We start from the raw sequence: 3467 nt of genomic DNA, 5'->3' as shown, positions 1-3467 counted from the left end.
GACGTAGGTATGCCAAAAACGGTGTTGACTATATTACCTATCAGGAGACTGAGATTAGTGGCCTAGATGGTGCCACAACCATGTTAAAGATATATACAGATCATGTCACTTTGGTACGCTTGGGCGCCGTTGAACAGCGTCAGGAATTTCGTATTGGTGAACGCTCATCTTCCAGTTATATCACTCCTTTCGGAATCGTGGAGATAACTGTTCAGACAACTCGGCTGACAGTTGCCCGATCCAATGACGGCGGCTGTGTGACCGGAGTACATATTGAGTACGAGCTTGAAATCAGTGGACAGTGGCAAAGTAGCAATACTCTGATTGTCACTGTACAGGGGGATAGAAAGAATGAACATTAAAGAACAACTCATTGCTGCAATTGGACAAGCTGCTGCAAGCGCTATGGCTGATGGTGTATTTACTGCTGAAAAGCTGCCAGACATTGCATTAGAAGTTCCACCGCAAAAAGAGTTTGGCGATTATGCTACCAATTTTGCCATGCAAGCGGCCAAAGCAGCTAAAACCAATCCACGGAACATCGCGCAGGCGATTGTTGACCGCCTGAACCAGCCGTGGTTGGAAAAGGCGGTAATCGCCGGGCCAGGGTTTATTAATTTTTATTTGAAGTCTGATGTAATATATCAGCAATTGGCGGCCATCCTGGCTGCCGGAGATACTTTTGGACAGACGAGGGCTGGACAGGGAGAACGTATTCAGGTAGAATTTGTCAGCGCTAATCCTACCGGACCCTTGCATGTAGGTCATGGACGGGGGGCGGCCTTTGGCAGTGCTCTGGTTAATCTGCTGAAAGCAGCAGGCTACAAGGTGGAAGCCGAATTTTATATCAATGATGCTGGTAACCAGATTGATAACCTGGCGGCTTCGGTTAACGCCAGATATCTGGAACTTCTGGGACATCCGGTTGAGTTCCCGGAAGACGGCTACCATGGGCGGGATATTATCGATACTGCCCAGCGAATCATTGACCGTTACGGGGACAAATATGTTACTATGTCTGAGGCTGAGCGTCTCGCTGAATTTAAAGAATTGGCGCTTAGCGAAAAATTGGCAGCCCTCAAAGAGGATCTAGAACAATTCGGCGTTACCTTTGACGTATGGTTTAGCGAACGCACGTTACACAAAAGCGGTGCTGTGGCTGCAACCTGTGACATGTTAAAAGCTAAAGGTAGTATCTACGAAAAAGATGGGGCCTTATGGCTTAAATCAACTGCCTATGGCGATGACAAAGACCGGGTGGTCATCCGCGATAATGGCGTACCAACTTATCTGGCTGCCGATATTGCTTACCACCGTGATAAATTTGAACGGGGTTTTGACCGGGTAATCAATATTTGGGGTGCTGACCATCATGGGTATATTAGCAGGGTGAAAGCAGCCATTGCTGCTATGGGGTATAACCCTGACAAGCTGGAAGTACTTATTTTGCAAATGGTAAGCCTATATCAAAACGGCGAACTAGTCAAAATGTCGAAACGGACAGGCCAGGGCGTAACCTTAAGTGAGCTTATTGAGGAAGTAGGCCGTGATGCTGCGAGATTTTTCTTTATTATGCGTTCGATTGACAGTCAGCTAGATTTTGATCTTGATTTGGCTACATCGCGGTCTAACGAAAATCCTGTGTATTATATCCAGTACGCACATGCCCGGATTGCTAGCATTTTCCGGCAGGTGTTTGAGGCTGGACTAACTGTACCGGATAACTTCAGTCAAGTTAAGTTGAATCTACTGACAGAACAAGCCGAAATTGATCTTATTAAAAAAATGGCCCAATTCCCGGGAGAAGTGACAGATGCTGCCCGTGAGCGTGCACCGCACCGTATTGCCCGGTATGCGCATGAATTGGCCGGCTTGTTTCATACCTTTTATAATCAGTGCCGGATTATTGGTGTAGACTCTGAACTGCAGGTTGCCCGTCTGGCATTGGTGACAGCAGTGCGCACGACCATTCGGCAAGCCCTTAAGATCCTGGGAGTGGATGCTCCCGAAAAAATGTGATAAGGCTGTGAAATCATGTTGTTAACAGCCGGGAGGAATTTACCTCCGTACGTTGAATATAGAACGCGGATTGCTTAAGTGCGGAGGTTACGATTATGGGAAATAATGTATCAAAAAACAATGTTGATGAAGTTGCTTTAGCTTACCAAATTTTAAAATCAGTAGGCCATCCGTTATATTACCGTGACTTAATTGACAGGGTTGTGGCCGCCAAAGGCGGCACAGGTCGGCCACCGGCATATGTGATTGCCGATATTCATACCCGAATCAATCTTGATAGCCGCTTTGTGCATACTGGTAAAAGTATGTGGGGCCTTACCGAATGGTCGCCGCAGCGTATTAGCCTGCGTGAACCCGAAGAATCGGTAACTACTTATCAGGATGATAGTGGTGTAAGAAGAAAAAAACTGCTTGCTGCCATTCAACAGGATTTTGAAACCGAAGATAGTTCTATGAACCTAGAGTCTCCGACTTTGTTGGAAGGCGATGACGAACTTGAGGACGATATCGAACCCGAAGACGATGATGAAGAGTTTGAAGTCGACTTTAAATAGACTTTGCCTCTCTGAATTACCTTAGGGAATTTAGGTTCAGTTAGTTATCGGATAAAAGCCTCAAGCATTTGGCATAATTAGGTTAGCAATTATACTGTGAGCTGTAGTTTCGGTAACTACCATGGGAAAGTTTGTAGGAGGATAATTTTATATGACTAAATATATTTTTGTTACCGGTGGTGTGGTATCTTCGCTAGGCAAAGGAATTACGGCGGCGTCGCTTGGAAGACTGTTAAAAAGCCGTGGCCTTAAAGTAACCATTCAAAAGTTTGATCCATACATTAACTTTGATCCCGGTACCATGAGTCCTTATCAGCATGGAGAGGTATTTGTCACAGAGGACGGTGGGGAGACCGACCTGGATCTGGGTCATTACGAGCGCTTTATTGATATTAATTTAAGCAAGAGCTCTAATGTTACCGCAGGCAAAATCTATTGGTCTGTCATTAGCAAGGAACGCAAGGGCGATTATCTGGGAAGCACGGTCCAGGTAATTCCTCATATTACCAATGAGATTAAAGAACGCATTTACCGGGTAGGTAAAGAAGATAATGCCGATATTGTTATTACCGAAATTGGCGGTACGGTTGGCGATATTGAGAGCCTGCCGTTTTTAGAGGCCATTCGCCAAGTTAAAAAGGAAGTAGGCAGAGGCGGTGTCCTTTATATTCATGTTACCCTGGTGCCGTATATTTCGGCTGCGGGTGAACTTAAGACCAAACCTACCCAGCATAGTGTAAAAGAATTGCGGAGTATCGGCATCCATCCGGACATCATTGTGTGCCGTACCGATCATGAAATTTCGCCGGAAATGAAAGAAAAATTAGCCCTGTTTTGTGATATTGACGGTGATGCTGTCATTCAAAACAAAAATGCCGCTAGTATTTATCAGGT

4 protein-coding genes are annotated in these 3467 nt (G+C 45.5%); all 4 read left to right on the top strand.

Features of this window, described 5'->3' with window-relative positions; all coding sequences use genetic code 11:
• Positions 1 to 362, top strand: a 362-nt coding sequence (locus AC29Z1_RS15275) for a YwiB family protein (protein ID WP_488272317.1), incomplete at its 5' end; no start/stop codon positions are given.
• Positions 352 to 2019 carry an arginine--tRNA ligase gene (gene argS, locus AC29Z1_RS15270; protein ID WP_488272316.1) on the top strand — a complete coding sequence of 556 codons (1668 nt, stop codon included), beginning with the start codon at positions 352 to 354 and terminating at the stop codon, positions 2017 to 2019. The genes AC29Z1_RS15275 and argS, both read left to right, overlap by 11 nt.
• Positions 2020 to 2114: 95 nt before the next feature.
• Positions 2115 to 2573, top strand: a complete 459-nt coding sequence (rpoE, locus tag AC29Z1_RS15265) for a DNA-directed RNA polymerase subunit delta (RefSeq protein WP_488272315.1) — start codon at positions 2115 to 2117, stop codon at positions 2571 to 2573.
• Between the two features lie 151 nt (positions 2574 to 2724).
• Positions 2725 to 3467: CTP synthase (pyrG, locus tag AC29Z1_RS15260; protein ID WP_488272314.1), on the top strand; the 743-nt coding region annotated here is incomplete at its 3' end.

This window comes from Sporomusa sp. (assembly GCF_057736855.1).
The sequence above is the reverse complement of the archived record's forward strand: the minus strand, read 5'-3'. Positions and strand labels throughout refer to the sequence as shown.

Coding starts and splice junctions, on each gene's coding strand:
- argS (WP_488272316.1), top strand. CDS start 352: ATGAACATTAAAGAACAACTCATTGCTGCAATTGGACAAGCTGCTGCA.
- rpoE (WP_488272315.1), top strand. CDS start 2,115: ATGGGAAATAATGTATCAAAAAACAATGTTGATGAAGTTGCTTTAGCT.